General features: G+C 61.6%; 15 protein-coding genes. 12 read left to right on the forward strand and 3 right to left on the reverse strand.

The features are described from left to right. Positions 1 to 250 precede the first annotated feature (250 nt). From arnC to QK296_RS16165, 12 genes are all read left to right on the forward strand, one after another. Positions 251 to 1,285, forward strand: coding sequence for an undecaprenyl-phosphate 4-deoxy-4-formamido-L-arabinose transferase (gene arnC, locus QK296_RS16110; protein WP_003191219.1), 1,035 nt, complete (start codon positions 251 to 253; stop codon positions 1,283 to 1,285). After that, on the forward strand, positions 1,282 to 3,273 hold the full coding sequence (gene arnA / locus QK296_RS16115) for a bifunctional UDP-4-amino-4-deoxy-L-arabinose formyltransferase/UDP-glucuronic acid oxidase ArnA (RefSeq protein WP_282391089.1): 1,992 nt from the start codon (positions 1,282 to 1,284) through the stop codon (positions 3,271 to 3,273). Before arnC ends, arnA begins: the two co-directional genes overlap by 4 nt. Then, positions 3,273 to 4,157, forward strand: a complete 885-nt coding sequence (arnD, locus tag QK296_RS16120) for a 4-deoxy-4-formamido-L-arabinose-phosphoundecaprenol deformylase (protein WP_003191222.1) — start codon at positions 3,273 to 3,275, stop codon at positions 4,155 to 4,157. The genes arnA and arnD overlap by 1 nt, the downstream gene beginning before the upstream one ends. After that, positions 4,154 to 5,809, forward strand: coding sequence for a lipid IV(A) 4-amino-4-deoxy-L-arabinosyltransferase (gene arnT / locus QK296_RS16125; protein ID WP_282391090.1), 1,656 nt, complete (start codon positions 4,154 to 4,156; stop codon positions 5,807 to 5,809). Before arnD ends, arnT begins: the two co-directional genes overlap by 4 nt. Further along, entirely contained in the window at positions 5,806 to 6,153 is a 348-nt protein-coding gene (gene arnE / locus QK296_RS16130; protein WP_032897302.1) for a 4-amino-4-deoxy-L-arabinose-phosphoundecaprenol flippase subunit ArnE, read from the forward strand. Before arnT ends, arnE begins: the two co-directional genes overlap by 4 nt. Continuing rightward, positions 6,150 to 6,563 carry a 4-amino-4-deoxy-L-arabinose-phosphoundecaprenol flippase subunit ArnF gene (gene arnF / locus QK296_RS16135; protein WP_282391091.1) on the forward strand — a complete coding sequence of 138 codons (414 nt, stop codon included), beginning with the start codon at positions 6,150 to 6,152 and terminating at the stop codon, positions 6,561 to 6,563. Before arnE ends, arnF begins: the two co-directional genes overlap by 4 nt. Continuing rightward, on the forward strand, positions 6,560 to 7,942 hold the full coding sequence (locus QK296_RS16140) for a UDP-glucose/GDP-mannose dehydrogenase family protein (RefSeq protein ID WP_003191229.1): 1,383 nt from the start codon (positions 6,560 to 6,562) through the stop codon (positions 7,940 to 7,942). Before arnF ends, QK296_RS16140 begins: the two co-directional genes overlap by 4 nt. After that, positions 7,943 to 9,565 carry a glycosyltransferase family 39 protein gene (locus QK296_RS16145; protein ID WP_282391092.1) on the forward strand — a complete coding sequence of 541 codons (1,623 nt, stop codon included), beginning with the start codon at positions 7,943 to 7,945 and terminating at the stop codon, positions 9,563 to 9,565. A 320-nt stretch (positions 9,566 to 9,885) separates the two neighbouring features. After that, positions 9,886 to 10,074, forward strand: coding sequence for a type VI secretion system contractile sheath small subunit (locus QK296_RS16150; protein WP_268939248.1), 189 nt, complete (start codon positions 9,886 to 9,888; stop codon positions 10,072 to 10,074). 165 nt (positions 10,075 to 10,239) lie between these two features. After that, positions 10,240 to 10,950: an HPP family protein gene (locus QK296_RS16155; protein WP_282391093.1), complete on the forward strand. Its 711-nt coding sequence runs from the start codon at positions 10,240 to 10,242 to the stop codon at positions 10,948 to 10,950. Between the two features lie 130 nt (positions 10,951 to 11,080). Continuing rightward, positions 11,081 to 12,184 (forward strand): enoyl-CoA hydratase/isomerase family protein, encoded by a 1,104-nt coding sequence (locus QK296_RS16160; protein WP_282391094.1) that lies wholly within the window; start codon positions 11,081 to 11,083, stop codon positions 12,182 to 12,184. Positions 12,185 to 12,187: 3 nt separating this feature from the next. Then, on the forward strand, positions 12,188 to 13,339 hold the full coding sequence (locus QK296_RS16165) for an acyl-CoA dehydrogenase family protein (protein ID WP_034135655.1): 1,152 nt from the start codon (positions 12,188 to 12,190) through the stop codon (positions 13,337 to 13,339). Positions 13,340 to 13,929: 590 nt separating this feature from the next. Here QK296_RS16165 and QK296_RS16170 read toward each other — a convergent pair. From QK296_RS16170 to QK296_RS16180, 3 genes are read right to left on the reverse strand one after another with little or no spacing between them, the layout of a single operon-like run. After that, the gene (locus QK296_RS16170; protein WP_003191236.1) at positions 13,930 to 14,703 is read right to left on the reverse strand and encodes an enoyl-CoA hydratase; all 774 of its coding nucleotides are present in this window, start codon (positions 14,701 to 14,703) and stop codon (positions 13,930 to 13,932) included. An 11-nt stretch (positions 14,704 to 14,714) separates the two neighbouring features. Continuing rightward, positions 14,715 to 15,842: an acyl-CoA dehydrogenase gene (locus tag QK296_RS16175; protein WP_003191237.1), complete on the reverse strand. Its 1,128-nt coding sequence runs from the start codon at positions 15,840 to 15,842 to the stop codon at positions 14,715 to 14,717. Positions 15,843 to 15,851: 9 nt separating this feature from the next. Then, positions 15,852 to 17,036, reverse strand: coding sequence for an acetyl-CoA C-acyltransferase (locus tag QK296_RS16180; RefSeq protein ID WP_047710882.1), 1,185 nt, complete (start codon positions 17,034 to 17,036; stop codon positions 15,852 to 15,854). Positions 17,037 to 17,048 lie beyond the last annotated feature (12 nt).

Below are 17,048 nucleotides of genomic sequence, written 5' to 3' on the forward strand. Positions count from 1 at the left end.
TTGATTACTTAGCTGAACCCTAGCTGTCTGCCTGTCAAATAAACGAGTTTTTCATCCGCCTTTCATATTCGTTGCACATTTTTGCGCTTAACCTTGTAGGCAACACTTAAGTGCAATCCGTGGATTATCGACTAACCTATTGAAAACGCATCATCTTTAGCTCCGTGTTGTAGTCTGCGGGCTGTAGTTTTGCCCAATAATCACTGCCGTTTTCGCGCTCTACGTTGCTCCAGCCCGAGGTCATGAATCTTTGAAACCCTACCCTATTCATTGCGTGTCGATCGTTATCCCGGTCTACAACGAACAAGAAAGCCTGCCTGAGTTGCTGCGTCGCACCACGGCCGCCTGCAAGCAACTGGCTTACGAATACGAAATCATCCTGGTGGATGACGGTAGCCGCGACAATTCGGCCCAATTGCTCGAAGACGCCGCCGCAGAAGACGGCAGCAATGTGGTAGCGGTGATCCTTAACCGCAACTACGGCCAGCACGCGGCGATCATGGCCGGCTTTGAACAGTGCCGTGGCGAAGTGGTGATCACCCTCGACGCCGACCTGCAGAACCCGCCGGAAGAGATCCCGCGCCTGGTCGAGCAAGCTGCCCTGGGCTACGACGTGGTCGCCACCGTGCGTAATAACCGCCAGGACTCGGCCTTCCGCCGCTGGCCGTCGCGCTTGATCAACCTTGCCGTGCAGCGCTCTACCGGCGTGGCCATGACCGACTACGGCTGCATGTTGCGCGCCTACCGCCGCACCATCGTCGATGCCATGCTCGCCTGCCGTGAGCGCAGCACGTTCATCCCGATCCTGGCCAACGGCTTCGCCCGCCACACCACGGAAATCCTGGTGCACCACGCCGAACGTGAGCACGGCGAATCCAAATACAGCGCCATGCGCCTGATCAGCCTGATGTTCGACCTGCTGACCTGCATGACCACCACGCCCTTGCGCCTGCTGTCCATCGTCGGTTTCAGCCTGGCGGCACTGGGCGTGCTGTTTGCCTTTGCCCTGATCGTCATGCGCCTGGCCTTCGGCGCCGACTGGGCCGGTGATGGCCTGTTCGTGCTGTTTGCGGTGTTGTTTGTGTTCACCGGTGGCCAGTTCATCGGCATGGGCCTGCTGGGCGAATACCTGGGCCGCATGTACAGCGATGTACGTGCCCGCCCACGCTTCTTTATTGAAAAAGTGCTGCGCAACCAACCGGCAGCACCGGCTCCAGTCGTCGTGGTCGACGGCCTGGTGTCTTCCCATACGTCTACTTCTTCTTCGGATCAGGTCCAGTCATGAGTTCAAAAGCTGTTGTATTCGCCTACCACGATATTGGCTGCGCAGGCATTGAAGCGCTGCTCAGCGCCGGTTACGACATTGCCGCCGTGTTCACCCATGCCGATGACCCCAAGGAAAACAACTTCTACGGTTCCGTCGCCCAACTCTGCGCCCGCAATGGCATCCCGGTACATGCTCCGGAAGACGCCAACCACCCGCTGTGGATCGAACGTATTGCCAAGCTGAACCCGGAGTACATCTTCTCGTTCTACTACCGCAACCTGCTGAGCGAACCGCTGTTGGCCACCGCCCGCAAAGGCGCGTTCAACCTGCACGGCTCGTTGCTGCCTAAGTACCGTGGCCGCGCCCCGGCCAACTGGGTGCTGGTCAACGGCGAAACCGAAACCGGCGTGACCCTGCATCGTATGGTCAAGCGTGCCGATGCCGGCGCCATCCTGGCCCAGCAGACTGTCGCCATCGAACGCAGCGATACCGGCCTGAGCCTGCACGCCAAGCTGCGTGATGCGGCCACGGCTCTGCTGCGTGATGCCCTGCCACAGCTGGCCCAGGGCAAGCTGAGCGAAACCGCTCAGGACGAAAGCAAAGCCACCTATTTCGGTCGTCGCACCGCCGCCGATGGCAAGCTGGACTGGAAACAGCCCGCCGAGCAACTGTTCAACCTGGTGCGTGCGGTGACCCAGCCGTACCCGGGCGCCTTCTGCGCCGTGGGCGAGCACAAGCTGATCGTATGGCAAGCCGACGTGGTCAAGGGCAACGAAGGTCTGGCGCCTGGCCGTGTGATCAGCGTCAACCCGCTGCGCATTGCCTGCGGTGAAGATTCCCTGGTGGTCAAGTTCGGCCAGCGCAACGAAAACGGCCTGTACCTGGCAGGCCCGTCCCTGGCCGATGAACTAGGCCTGGTGGATGGCTCTGTACTGCGCGGCGCCGAGTCGGGTCGCAAGCCGCGCCGTACCCGTGTGCTGATCCTGGGCGTCAACGGCTTTATCGGTAACCACCTGTCCGAGCGCCTGTTGCGTGACGACCGCTACGAAGTCTATGGCCTGGACATCGGCTCCGACGCCATCGAGCGCCTGCGCAGCCACCCCAATTTCCATTATGTGGAAGGCGACATCAGCATCCACACCGAGTGGATCGAATACCACATCAAGAAATGCGACGTGGTGCTGCCGCTGGTGGCCATCGCCACGCCGATCGAATACACCCGTAACCCGCTGCGTGTGTTCGAACTGGACTTCGAAGAAAACCTCAAGCTGGTGCGCTACTGCGTCAAGTACAACAAGCGCGTGATTTTCCCGTCGACCTCCGAAGTCTATGGCATGTGCCAAGACCAGTATTTCGACGAAGACACCTCCAACCTGGTGGTGGGCCCGGTCAACAAGCAACGCTGGATCTACTCCGTCTCCAAGCAACTGCTGGACCGCGTGATCTGGGCCTACGGCGACAAGGGCCTGAAGTTCACCCTGTTCCGGCCATTCAACTGGATGGGCCCGCGCCTGGACCGCCTGGACTCGGCGCGTATCGGCAGCTCCCGCGCCATTACCCAGCTGATCCTGAACCTGGTGGAAGGCACGCCGATCCGTCTGTTCGACGGCGGTGAGCAGAAGCGTTGCTTCACCGACATTGCCGACGGCATCGAAGCCCTGGCGCGCATCATTGATAACGACAATGGCGTCTGCGACGGGCAGATCATCAACATCGGCAACCCCGAAAACGAAGCCAGCATTCGCCAGTTGGGCGAAGAACTGCTGCGTCAGTTCGAGGCTCACCCACTGCGCCACAACTTCCCGCCGTTCGCCGGTTTCCGCGACGTCGAGAGCAAGGCGTTCTACGGCACGGGCTACCAGGACGTGGCGCACCGCAAGCCGAGCATCGATAACGCCAAGCGCCTGCTGAACTGGGAGCCGAGCGTAGAGATGAGCGAAACCATCGGCAACACGCTCGATTTCTTCCTGCGTGAAGCCATGCTTGAAATTGCGGATAAAAAGTAATGCAGGCAGGTCTTCGCATCGACGTCGACACCTACCGTGGCACCCGTGAAGGTGTGCCACGGTTGCTCGACTCCCTGGCCGAAGCCGGGGTCAAGGCGACGTTCTTCTTCAGTGTCGGGCCGGACAACATGGGGCGCCACTTGTGGCGCCTGATCCGCCCGCAGTTCCTGTGGAAGATGCTGCGCTCCAACGCTGCCGGCCTGTATGGCTGGGACATCTTGCTGGCCGGCACCGCCTGGCCAGGCAAGCCGATTGGCCGCGACCTGGGGCATTTGATGCGCCAGGCCAAGGCCGCCGGGCATGAAGTCGGCCTGCACGCCTGGGACCACCACGGCTGGCAGGCCAACACCGGGCGTTGGAGCGAGGCACAGCTGGTCGAGCAGATTCGACGCGGCGTAGACACCTTGAGCGACATCCTCGGCGAGCGCATCGACTGTTCAGCGGCCGCCGGTTGGCGCGCCGATGAGCGCGTGGTGCAAGCCAAGCAAGGCTTCAACTTTCGCTACAACAGCGATTGCCGGGGCACCAGCCTGTTTCGACCAACCTTGGCCGATGGCAGCGCGGGCACCCCACAAATTCCGGTAGACCTGCCGACCTTCGACGAAGTCGTCGGGCCGGTGGTAGCTGCCAACGATTTCAACCGCTTCATTCTTGATCGGTTCAACGCGTCAAAGCTGAACGTCTACACGATCCACGCGGAAGTAGAAGGGATTCTGATGGCCAATGATTTTCGCCAGTTGCTCGCCCAGGCCGGGCAGCGCGGCATCGAGTTCAAAACCTTGGGCGAGCTGTTGCCCACGGATGTGACCACCCTGCCCCAGCAACAGCTGGTGCGCGGCGCCTTGAGCGGCCGCGAGGGTTGGCTGGGAGTGCAGCAGGCATGATCCGCCGCTGGGCTTTGCCCCTGCTCCTGCTGGCGTTCGCCGTGTTCTACCTGCTGCCGTTGGCCACCCATGGCCTGTGGATTCCCGATGAAACCCGCTATGCGCAAATCAGCCAGGAAATGCTGCTGACCGGCAAGTGGGCCGCGCCGCACTTCATGGGCATTCGCTACTTCGAGAAGCCAGCCGCAGGCTATTGGATGATCGCGCTGGGCCAGGCGATCTTCGGGCAGAACCTGTTCGGCGTGCGGTTTGCCTCGGCATTGAGCACCGGTTTGAGCATTCTGCTGGTGTATCTGGTCTCTCGCCGGTTGTGGAACGACCCGCAAAAGAGTTTGGTCAGCACGCTGCTCTACATGAGCTTCGTCAGCGTGGCCGCGCTGGGCGGCTATGCCAACCTGGACCCGCAGTTCACCTTCTGGATCAATCTGACGGGCGTGGCCTTGTGGTTCTGTTTCGACAGCACCACGCGGCGTGCGCGCTTGTGGTCCTGGGCCTTGCTGGGCCTTGCATGCGGCATGGGCTTCATGACCAAGGGCTTCCTGGCCTGGTTGCTGCCGGTGCTGGTCGCCCTGCCCTACGCCATCTGGCAAAAACGTTTTGGCGAGTTGTGCAAGTTTGGCCCTGTTGCCGTGGTGGTAGCGATTGCCGTCAGCCTGCCGTGGGCGTTAGCTGTGCATCTGCAAGAGCCGGACTACTGGCATTTCTTCTTCTGGCACGAGCACATCCAACGCTTTGCCGGTGAAGACGCCCAGCACGCCGAACCGTTCTGGTATTACCTGCCGTTGTTGGTAGGGTTCGCACTGCCGTGGGTCGCACTGCTGCCGTCCACGCTCAAGCAGGCCTGGCTGCAACGGCGAGTACCGAAAACCGCGTTCCTGCTGCTGTGGTTGTTGATGCCCCTGGCCTTTTTCAGCCTGGCCAAAGGCAAGCTGCCCTCCTACATCATGCCGTGCATGTTGCCCCTGGCCTTGCTGATGGGCTCGGCCCTGAGCGACAAACTGGCTCTAGGCCGCGGCCGCGTGCTGCGCATCAATGGTTGGTTGAACCTGGCGATCGGTGTGCTGGTATTGCTGGCCCTCAGCTGGTTCCAGTTGAAGAAGCCGGTATACGAACCGGGTGAGGAAACCCTCAGCCTGGTGCTGGTGTTCATCTTCTTGTTCGGTTGGATCGTGGTCAATCTGCTGCAAGCGGCACGCCCGCTGAAATTGTGGGCCGCGCCGCTGATCGGCAGTGGCTTACTGGTGCTGCTGGTGCCTGCCGCATTGCCCCACTCGGTGGTTTACAACAAGACCCCGGACCAATTCATCATCGATCACATCGACGAGTTGCAGCCCAGCGTTGCCCTGCTGAGCAACGACCTGGGCGCCGCCTCGGCGTTGTCCTGGCGCCTCAAACGCCCCGATATCACGCTGTACAACACCTCGGGAGAGGTCAAGTACGGCCTGGCTTACGAGGACACGGCGCCGCGTCTGGTCGACCGTAACCGCATCCAGTCATGGATGGCCGAAACCCGTCGTACCGGCGCGGTGGGCGTGGTGATGCGCGTCAATAGCACCGGTGAAAAGGAAGAACTCGCACTGCTGCCCACCGACGGCAAACGGTATGCGCAAGGCAAGATCGTGATCCTGATTTTCCCGCAGGTCGCGCCATGATCACCCTGCTGCTACTGCTTACGGCCTGCCTGCTCACTTGCATGGGCCAGGTCTCGCAAAAGTTTGCTGTGGAAAGCTGGCGCGGCGTGCCGGATGGCTGGGCATTGAAACTGCGCTCGCCGTGGTTGTGGTCGGCGCTGGTGTGCCTGGGCCTGGGCTTGCTGGTGTGGCTGCTGGTGTTGCAGCGCCTGGAAGTGGGCATTGCCTACCCCATGCTCAGCCTGAATTTTGTGCTGGTCACGCTGATGGCGCGCTTTGTGTTCCACGAGCCCATTGATGGCCGTCACTGGCTGGGTGTGGGGCTGGTGATTGCCGGCGTGGTCTTGCTGGGGCGTCAGGTATGAGTCGCGTGCGGGGTTTCGCCCTGGCCCTGGGCAGTGTCGCCCTGGTGAGTGGTGCCCAACTGGGCATGCGCTGGAGTATGACGCGCCTGCCGCTCCCCTCTGAATGGCTGGCCGCCTTCACGGATAACAGCATCGACCTGGGCGCCCTGGGCGTGGTGATCCTGGCGATCGTCGCCTATGCGCTGTCGATGCTGTGCTGGCTCGGCGCACTGAAGCACTTACCCCTGGGCCGCGCCTATTCGCTGCTCAGCATCAGTTACGCGCTGGTGTATTTGCTGGCCGCCAGCCTGCCAGTGTTCAACGAAAATTTTTCGCTTTCAAAAACCCTGGGGGTGGCCTTGGTCATCCTCGGTGTACTGGTTATCAACTCTCGTCGTGCTAGCACCTCAAGTCCCAGGAATACCCCATGAAAATCAGTGTATTTGGTAGTGGTTACGTTGGTCTGGTCCAGGCCACTGTATTAGCCGAAGTCGGTCACGATGTCATTTGCATGGACGTTGACAAGCACAAGGTCGAATCGCTGCAGAAAGGTCATGTGACCATCTTCGAGCCGGGCCTGGCAGCCATGGTCAAGGACAACCTGGAAAGCGGGCGCCTGCGCTTTACCCACGACGAAAAACTCGCCGTCGAACACGGCGAAGTGCTGTTTATCGCTGTGGGCACGCCGTCGGATGAAGACGGTTCGGCCGACCTGAAATACGTACTGTCGGTGGGTGATGCGGTTGCCCGCCACCGCGTGGCACCGGTGATCCTGGTGGAGAAATCCACGGTACCGGTCGGCACCGGCGACACATTGCGCGACCACATCCTCAATAACCTGCGCGCCGCCGGCCGTGAGCTGCAGTTCGATATCGTCTCCAACCCGGAGTTCCTCAAGGAAGGCTCCGCCGTTGCCGACTGCCGCCGCCCGGACCGGATCATCATCGGCTGTGAACGTGAAGAAGTACGTGACGTGATGCGCGACCTGTACGCGCCGTTCAACCGCAACCACGACCGCATCATCTTCATGGACCTGCGCAGCGCCGAACTGACCAAATACGCCGCCAACTGCATGCTGGCCACCAAGATCAGCTTCATCAACCAGATCGCCGAGCTGGCCGAACACCTGGGCGCCGACATTGAGTCGGTGCGCCTGGGCATCGGTGCCGACTCGCGCATCGGCTACCACTTTATCTACCCCGGCTGCGGTTATGGCGGCTCGTGCTTCCCCAAAGACATGCGCGCCCTGATCCACAGTGCCAAGCAGGCCAACTGCTCCAGCGACCTGCTCGAAGCCGTGGAAGCCATCAACCAGCGCCAGAAGAGCAAGCTGTTCGAGCGCATCAACGCGTTCTTCCAGGGCAACCTCAAGGGCAAGACGTTCGCTCTGTGGGGCCTGGCCTTCAAGCCCAACACCGATGACATGCGTGACGCCCCCAGCCGTGTGCTGATGGAAGCGCTGTGGGCCGCTGGCGCCAATGTGCGTGCGTTCGACCCGGAAGCCATGCAGGAAACCCAACGCATCTACGGGGACGACCCGCGCCTGATGCTGATGGGCACCCCGGAGTCCACCTTGGGCGGCGCCGATGCGTTGATCGTGTGCACCGAGTGGCAGCAATTCAAGGCACCGGACTTTGACCTGATTCACCAGCGCCTGAAAAACCCGGTGATCTTCGACGGCCGTAACCTGTACGACGGCGAGCGCCTGGCGCGCAAAGGCTTCAAGTACTTCCCCATCGGCCGCGGCGACTCCTGCGAGTTACCGATCCCCCAGCAAAACTGGGTGGAACAGGTCAAGGACGCTTGCTAGGTGAACATCGCCTTACCGTCCGCGCAGCGTGCAACGATCCGTCACCAGTCGCTGGGGCTTGGACTCTTGGCGCTGGTGCTGTTTATCGCCGGCAACTGGCACCAGGCGATCATCGGTTTTGATTCGCGCTTCGTGGTGTTTGCCCAGGAAATGTTGCGCCATGGGCCCAGCTTCTTCCCCACCACCTATGGCCAGCCGTATGCCGATTACCTGGCGACGTCGACCCTGCTGACGTGGCTGCTGTCGTTGCCCTTGGGCCAGGTCACCAGCCTGACGGCGTGGCTGCCCACGGCGGTGGCGTCGGCGCTGATCGTGGTGCTGGTCTATCGCCTCACCGCGCCCTACTCGCCACGTTGGGGCCTGCTGAGCATTGCGATGCTGCTGCTCAGCAGTACGTTTGTCAGCGAAACCCGCGCAGTCTCCCTGGATCAGATGCTCGCCGCCGTGGCGTTGGCGGTGTTCTACCTGGGCTATGCCTATGACCATTTCGCCGCCGCCAAACGCCTGCATTGGGTATTTTTGCTGTTGCTGCTGGGGTTTGCCATTCGTGGCCCGATTGGCCTGGTGATCCCCACGGGCGTGTTGTGCAGCTACTACCTGATCAACCGCCAGTGGCGCCAGCTGTTCAGCTTCGGCCTGCTGGCACTGGCGCTGCTGGCGGCGTGCGTCGGCCTGTTGCTGCTGCTGGCCAAGCTCAGCGGTGGTGAAGACTTCATGCATGACGTGATTCGCATGCAGTTCCTTGGGCGCATGGATGGCAGCGAAGGCTCCGGCGGCGTGCTGTATTACTTCACCAGCTCTTTGGGCAATTACGCCCTGGCCTATCCACTGGCATTGTTAGTGCTGCTGGCGGTGCTGGTGGGCGGTCGACGTGCGCCGGACCCAGCGTTGAAGCTGGTGCTCTATTGCGCGGCAGCGGGTGTGCTGGTGATGTTGGGCCTGTCGGTACCCCAAGCCAAGAAAGCGCGTTATATCCTGCCGATGTTGCCGATGGCCGCGATCATTGCCGCGTACCCCTTCCAGGTCACGCAAGGGCGACTGTTTGCCTGGCTGCGCGCCTTGATGCTGGGCATCTGGACGCTGTTGCCAGCGTTGCTGGTCATTGGCCTGGTGGTGGCGCGACGGCACTACCCGGAGCCGCTGGCCGACCTTGCGCTCATCTTCGTCGTGCTTGGCGTGCTGCAGGTGCTGGCCCTGCTGGTATTGGTCCGCTCGCGGATGCGCACCTACGGCCCCGCCCTGGCCGCCGTGCTCGCCCTGTGGAGCACCTACATCATGGTGGTCGAACCCCTGGAACGTCAGGTGTACGACACTCGCACCTTCAGCCTCGCCGTCAAGGCGCAAGTTCAGCTGCAACCGGCGCCGCTGGTATTGCATGCACTGGGCAAAGACGCGAAAGCCATCAAGTTCATGGTCAACTTCGATTGCGACAAGGTGCCGTTGTTTACTCAATTGCCCGCCGAATTGAAACCGGTCCAGGCGCCGGCATGGATAGTGATGAGCCAGACCGACTTCCAGGCGCTGGACGATCCGCGCCTGCGCTCAATCACGCCGACGCTCACGGCAGCGTTCGACAAAAACCCCTATGTGTTGCTGCATTTGGCAAAAACCTCGACGCCCTGAGTGCTTTTCCGGCTGCATTGTAAGAAAGAGCGCCCACTCTTCCACGAGTGGGCGGCTTTCATCATAGGTACCAAGAAAGTGCCTACATTTGTTTGCGTAATGGCTGGTGCACTTTCCCTTCCGGTGCTCGGAGCCCAACTGTAGACTCGCTGCCACGTGCACTCACTATCTACCACCCGACCGTCAGGACCAACCTGTAACGCTTGGGTCAGGGCACTTCACAACAACAAGGACGTTGTAGGCTGCCCGCGCGCGATGGCTTACTTCATTGAGAGGACAATGCCGTGCGAGATGACCTGTTAACCGTACCTTTACCCAGGCTGGATCGTTTGATGGCGTTGCGTGACGCACTGGTGGCGTTGAAGGGGCCGCTGGCCGACGATCCCAGGCTGCGCGAAGACCTGCAAGAGCGCCTGTTCAATGAAGAAACCCACAGTCGCGTGCTGGGCAAGATCAACCCAACAACGGCCACAGCCACCGGGCCGATCACCTACGGCGACGCCGTTTAACTGCATTTGTTTTGCATTTAACATTCATTAATATGCAGTAGCGCCACTGAATCAAGCGCGGCACACTGCACAGGTTCCTTCCCCCAATGTTGGAACCTTCAAAGGGCTGTTCCGGGAAACCAGGCAGGCCTTTTTTTTCGCCCGCCGTTTATGGACCGTCTTTCAATGCTCGCTCGCTGGTTACCCGCTGCAATCAACACCCGTCCCGCCGAATGGAGCCGTGCAGCCATCGGCATGGCCCTGGGCACGCTATTGAGTGTCTGGGCGTGTGCCCAAGTATTCGGCATGGAGGTGGCCCTGCACCTGCTCGGCCCTCTTGGCGCCTCGGCGGTGCTGTTGTTTGCCGTGTCATCGGGCGCGCTGGCCCAACCCTGGTCGATCATCGGCAGTTACCTGTGTGCAGGCGTCTTGGCGCTGCTGGTCGCCCGCGTCCTGGGGCGCACCTTGGGCAGCGCGTGCCTGGCGGCGGGCATGACAGTGGTCCTCATCTGCTGGCTACGCTGCCTGCACCCGCCGGCCGGCGGCTTGGCCATGACCCTGGTGCTGGCCGACCCGGCATCCGTCGCCCTTGGCTGGTACGAACTGGCGCCGGTGATGCTCGGCGCTGGCGCCCTGCTCGCCTGTGCGCTGGCCTATAACAATGCCACGCGCACGCGTTACCCCAAGGGGCTTGCCGAGCCTGCACCGGTTATCCTGGGCACTGCCACCGCCGTCAGCGAGCCGAGCATCACGGCAGCCGACCTCAAGCTGGCGCTGGCCGAGATGGAACAGTTCTACGACGTCGAACCGACAGAGCTGGAGCAACTGATCCACGCCGCCGAGGGCCATGCCCGGCGTCGCAGTATCGGCGAGGTTCTGGCCAGCCGGGTGGTTTGACCGACACTGCATAAATGCAACAACGACCTGCACGATTCCGGGTTGTACGGGGCAAATTTGCACTGGTACGATCACGTGAGAGTTCACCCGCGAACATCTTGATAAAGACAATAAAAGCAGGGAGTTAGAGATGACTGCTCAGGTTTCATCCCAAGCAAGCCACGCCGAGGTCCAGCAGGACGCTGTCCTGGCAAACGTGCGCAACCATATCGGCCACCTCACCCTCAATCGTCCCGCCGGCCTGAATGCCATCACCCTGGACATGGTCCGCCAGTTGGCCGCGCACTTGCAGGCCTGGGCCGATGACCCCGAGATCTACGCCGTGGTACTGCGCGGCGCCGGTGAAAAAGCCTTTTGCGCCGGCGGCGACATCCGTTCGTTGTACGACAGCTTCAAGCAAGGCGACACCCTCCACCAGGATTTCTTCGTCGAGGAATATGCCCTCGACCTGGCCATCCACCACTACCGTAAACCCGTACTGGCGTTGATGGACGGCTTCGTCCTCGGCGGTGGCATGGGCCTGGTGCAAGGCGCGGACCTGCGGGTGGTCACCGAACGCAGCCGCCTGGCGATGCCGGAAGTGGCCATCGGGTACTTCCCGGATGTAGGTGGCAGCTATTTTCTCTCGCGTATTGCTGGCGAGCTGGGCACCTACCTTGGGGTGACCGGGGTGCAGATTCGCGCGGCGGATGCCTTGTATTGCGGGCTGGCAGACTGGTACATCGACAGCGCCAAGCTGGTTGAGCTGGACCAGAAACTCGACGGCCTGCAATGGCACGACTCGCCGCTCAAGGACTTGCAAGGCGCACTCGCCAAGCTCGCCGTGCAGCAATTGCCCGACGCCCCGTTGGCGGCATTGCGCCCGGCCATTGACCATTTCTTCGGGTTGCCGGACGTGCCCAGCATCGTCGAGCAACTGCAACAAGTCACCGTGGCCGATAGCCACGACTGGGCGCTGACCACCGCCAACCTCATGCACACCCGCTCGCCCCTGGCCATGGCCGTGACGCTGGAGATGCTGCGCCGTGGTCGCCACTTGCCACTGGAACAGTGCTTTGCCCTCGAACTGCACCTGGACCGCCAGTGGTTTGAACGCGGCGACCTGATCGAAGGGGTTCGCGCCCTGATCATCGACAAGGATAAGTCTGCGAAGTGGAACCCACCCACCCTCCATGCGCTGAATGCCAGCCATGTCGAGAGCTTCTTCCGCGACTTCGTGCAGATTGGAAAATAAGCCATGCAAGATCTTGAATACACTGAAGAACAAGTGATGATCCGAGACATGGCGCGGGATTTTGCCCGTGGCGAAATCGCCCCCCATGCCCAAGCCTGGGAGAAAGCCGGCTGGATCGACGACGCCCTGGTGGCGAAGATGGGCGAGCTGGGCCTGCTGGGGATGGTGGTACCGGAAGAATGGGGCGGCACCTATGTCGATTACGTCGCCTATGCCCTGGCCGTGGAGGAAATCTCCGCCGGTGACGCTGCTACGGGCGCGCTGATGAGTATCCATAATTCAGTGGGTTGCGGGCCGATCCTCAACTACGGCACAACCGAACAGAAAAACACCTGGCTGGCCGAACTCGCCAGTGGCCAGGCCATCGGTTGCTTCTGCCTGACAGAACCCCAGGCCGGTTCCGAAGCCCATAACCTGCGCACCCGTGCCGAGTTGCGTGACGGGCAATGGGTCATCAATGGCGCCAAGCAGTTCGTTAGCAACGGCAAGCGCGCCAAGCTGGCCATCGTGTTCGCCGTGACCGACCCGGAACTGGGCAAGAAAGGCATTTCGGCGTTCCTGGTGCCCACCGATACCCCAGGTTTCGTGGTCGACCGCACCGAGCACAAGATGGGTATTCGTGCGTCAGACACCTGCGCCGTCACGCTCAACCAATGCAAGGTTCCCGAAGCCAACCTGCTGGGTGAGCGCGGCAAGGGCCTGGCCATCGCCCTCTCCAACCTCGAAGGCGGACGCATCGGCATCGCCGCCCAGGCCCTGGGCATTGCCCGCGCCGCGTTTGAAGCCGCGCTGGCCTACGCCCGTGATCGGGTGCAGTTCGACAAGGCGATCATCGAACACCAGAGCGTGGCCAACCTGCTGGCCGACATGCAAACCCAGCTCAACGCTGCGCGCCTGCTGATCCTCCATGCTGCGCGCCTGCGCACTGCCGGCAAACCGTGCCTGTCCGAAGCCTCCCAGGCCAAGCTGTTCGCCTCGGAAATGGCCGAACGGGTCTGCTCCAAGGCAATGCAGATCCATGGTGGCTATGGGTACCTGGAGGATTACCCGGTGGAGCGCTACTACCGGGATGCACGGATCACGCAGATTTACGAAGGCACCAGCGAGATTCAGCGGATGGTGATTGCCAGGGAGTTGAAAAACTACCAGCTCTAACGGACACCACACAAAACCCTGTGGGAGCTGGCTTGCCTGCGATGCAGACACCTCAGTACATCAGACTACCGATCAACGGTAACCACGATGCGAAGCGAGCCGCTCTTGATCTTGCTCTTGATCTGCTTTTGATCTTGATCTTAGGCGCCCCGTTAAACCACGCTGGCCGGAATTCGACAGGGATTTGGGGGGTAAACCGGCAGGGATGCCGGTTTAGCCGCCCCGCGCCATGGATGGCGCGTGGCGGCGGCCCCCCAAATCACTGACGAATTACGGGCACACCGAGCCTAAGCGAGGTGCCGAGTGGTGGGGCAAGAGCGTTTTGCTTACTTTGCCGCTTTTGCAAAGTGAGCCGCCGTCAGGGCGGAACCCTAAGCGGCCGTTACCGCAGCAATGGATATGTACACAATCCAACTGCGTTGACTGCTAGGCCGCCTTCGCGAGCAAGCCCGCTCCCACAAGTTTGACCGCAGGGGATCAGGTAGATAGGCGCCGGCTGGGAGGCCGCCATCGCAGGCAAGCCAGCTCCCACAGTTGGATCGTTGGGGTGTCAGGTAGGTGTCGGCTGGCAGGCCACACACCCATCAGGCTTACTTATCCTTGAATTCCGGCGCCCGCTTGGCCACAAACGCGGCCATGCCTTCCTTCTGGTCCTGGGTCGCAAACGCCGCATGAAACACCCGACGCTCAAAACGTACGCCTTCGGACAGGCTGACTTCAAACGCACGGTTCACACTTTCCTTGACCATCATGCTGATCGGCACAGATTTACCGGCGATCAGGGTAGCCACCTTCAGCGCTTCCTCCAGCAGTTCATCGGCGGGCACGATGCGCGCCACAACCCCGCAGCGCTCGGCCTCCACCGCGTCGATAAAACGCCCGGTCAGGCACATCTCCATGGCCTTGGCTTTGCCCACCGCACGGGTCAGGCGCTGGGTGCCGCCCATGCCCGGCAGCACGCCCAAGTTGATTTCCGGCTGGCCAAACTTGGCGGTGTCGCCGGCAAGGATAAAGTCACACATCAAGGCCAGTTCACAGCCGCCGCCCAGGGCGAAACCATTCACGGCGGCAATGATCGGCTTGCGACGGTTGGCCACGCGGTCGCTGTCGCTGAACAGATCGTCCATATAGATCTGCGGGTAGGTCAGCTCGGCCATTTCCTTGATATCGGCACCGGCCGCGAAGGCCTTTTTCGAGCCGGTCAGCACGATGCAGCCAATTTCAGGATTGGCTTCCAGGCTGTCCAGCGCCTGGTTCAGCTCGCTGACCAGTTGTGCATTCAGGGCGTTCAGCGCGTTGGGGCGGTTAAGCGTGATCAGCCCGACACGGCCCTGGACGTCAAGCAGGATGGTTTCGTAACTCATGTATCGGCTCCTTAAAGATTGCGTGAGATGACCATGCGTTGAATATCGCTGGTGCCTTCGTAAATCTGGCAGACCCGCACATCGCGGTAGATCCGCTCCAGGGGGAAGTCGTTCAGGTAACCGTAACCGCCCAGGGTTTGCAAGGCGGCTGAGCAGACTTTCTCGGCCATTTCCGAGGCAAACAGCTTGGCCATGGACGCTTCCACCAGCGCTGGCTTGCCGCTGTCACGCAGGGCGGCGGCGTAATGCACCATCTGCCGGGCGACGGCGATCTGGGTGGCCATGTCGGCCAGGCGAAAGGCGACGGCCTGGTGTTCGATCAACGGCTTGCCAAAGCTTTCACGCTCACGGGCATAGTCGCGGGCCGCTTCGAAGGCGGCGCGGGCCATGCCCACCGACTGGGAGGCAATGCCCACGCGGCCGCCTTCCAGGTTGGCCAGGGCGATTTTGTAGCCTTCGCCCTCCTCGCCCAGGCGGTTGGCCACCGGCACTTTCACGTCTTCAAACAGAATCTGGCAGGTGTCCGAGGCATGCTGCCCCAGCTTGTCTTCCACCCGCGCCACGGTATAACCCGGCGAATCGGTGGGCACGATAAACGCGCTGATCCCACGTTTACCCGCAGCGGGGTCGGTGACCGCAAACACAATCACAATCCCGGCGTTTTGCCCGGAGGTGATGAACTGTTTACAGCCATTGAGCACATAGTGGTCGCCTTCAAGGCGCGCACGGGTTTTCAGGCTGCTGGCATCGGAGCCGGCCTGGGGTTCGGTCAGCGCAAAAGCACCCAGCATGGCGCCGCTGGCCAGGGGCGTGAGGAACTGCTCTTTGTGCTGATCATTGCCAAACTTGAGGATCGGCACGCAACCCACCGAGTTGTGCACGCTCATGATCGTGGAGCAGGCACCGTCGCCCGCGGCGATCTCTTCCAGGGCCATGGCGTAGGCCAGGTAGCCGGTGTCGCAACCGCCCCACTGTTCTGGCACCAGCATGCCGAAAAAGCCCAGTTCGGCCATTTCCGCGATGGCTTCCTTGGGAAAGCGATGCTCGCGGTCCCACTCGGCGGCGAAGGGTTTCAAACGTTCCTGGGCAAATTGCCGGGCGGCGTCGCTGATCTGCAGTTGTTCGTCATTGGGCAACATAGGTCATCCTCAATACAGGCATTCAACGGCCATGGCCGTGGCTTCACCGCCGCCAATGCAAATGGCTGCGACGCCACGCTTGAGCCCCTTCTGGCGCAGGGCCGCGAGCAACGTCACCAGGATACGTGCGCCAGAGGCACCAATGGGGTGGCCCAATGCACAGGCGCCGCCGTGCACGTTGACCTTGTCGTGGGGAATCTCCAGCTTGCTCATCGTCACCAGGCTGACCACGGCGAAGGCCTCGTTGATTTCGAACAGGTCCACCTCGTCCAGGCTCCAGCCGGTCTTGCTCATCAGCTTGCGGATCGCTCCTACCGGCGCCACCGGAAACAGCCCCGGCTCATCGGCAAACGCGGCGTGCCCGTGAATGACTGCCAAGGGCTTGAGGCCGCGCTTGAGCGCCTCGGACTCACGCATCAGCAACAACGCCGCGGCGCCATCGGAGATGGAGCTGGAGTTGGCCGCTGTCACCGTACCGCCGTCACGGAACGCCGGTTTCAGGCTGGCAATCTTGTCCAGCTTGGCTTTTGGCGGTTGCTCATCATGGAGGATGGTTTTTTGTTCCTTGCCCACGGTGACCTGCACCGGGACGATTTCACTGGCAAAGCTGCCGTGGGTGATGGCCTCTTGTGCGCGGGTCAGGGAAGCGATGGCAAACGCGTCCTGGGCCTCACGGGTAAAACCATTGTGCTCGGCGCAGTCCTCGGCAAAGGTGCCCATCAGGCGCCCCTTGTCGTAGGCATCTTCGAGGCCGTCGAGGAACATATGGTCCAGCACCTTGCCGTGGCCCATGCGGTAGCCGCTGCGCGCCCGGTCCAGCAGGTACGGGGCGTTGGACATGCTTTCCATGCCGCCGGCGATCACCACATCGACGCTGCCAGCGCGCAGCGAGTCGTGGGCCAGGATCGTCGCTTCCATGCCGGAGCCGCACATCTTGTTGAGGGTGGTGCAGCGCGTGCCCTTGTCCAACCCGGCACCCAAGGCAGCTTGGCGAGCAGGCGCTTGTCCAAGCCCGGCGGGCAGCACGCAGCCAAACAGCACTTCGTCGACGGCATCGGTGGCGATACCGGCACGCTCGACCGCCGCACGAATGGCGGCAGCGCCAAGTTGCGGCGCGGTCAGGCTTTTGAGGTCGCCCTGAAACCCGCCCATGGGCGTGCGCACGGCGCTGACAATCACAATAGGGTCGTTCATAGCCATTGCTCC

It is taken from the genome of Pseudomonas sp. AL10 (genome assembly GCF_029960685.1).
GTDB lineage: Bacteria > Pseudomonadota > Gammaproteobacteria > Pseudomonadales > Pseudomonadaceae > Aquipseudomonas > Aquipseudomonas lactis.